Here is a 257-nt window from a genome sequence, read left to right as displayed (position 1 = left end):
CCGCTGAGCGTGCGGCGCTGCCACGCGGCGTAGTCGGCGTACTGCACCGGCAGTTCCGGGAGGGGCGACGGCCGCCCTTCGGCGAACGCGGCGTAGAGCGCGCTCACCTCCCGCACCAGCACTCCGAGCGACCAGCCGTCGGAGACGATGTGGTGCATGTTGACGACGAGGATGTGCTCCCGCTCCGTGAGCTTGAAGAGCACTGCGCGGACGAGAGGGCCCCTGCGCAGGTCGAAGGGCCTGCGCATCTCCTGCGC

General features: G+C 70.8%; 1 protein-coding gene. It reads right to left on the bottom strand.

From position 1 onward, the window contains the following. On the bottom strand, positions 1-257 hold a 257-nt coding region (locus tag D7X12_RS42210; protein ID WP_147444047.1), incomplete at both ends, for a condensation domain-containing protein.

This window comes from Corallococcus sicarius (genome assembly GCF_003611735.1).
GTDB lineage: Bacteria > Myxococcota > Myxococcia > Myxococcales > Myxococcaceae > Corallococcus > Corallococcus sicarius.
The sequence above is the reverse complement of the archived record's forward strand: the minus strand, read 5'-3'. Positions and strand labels throughout refer to the sequence as shown.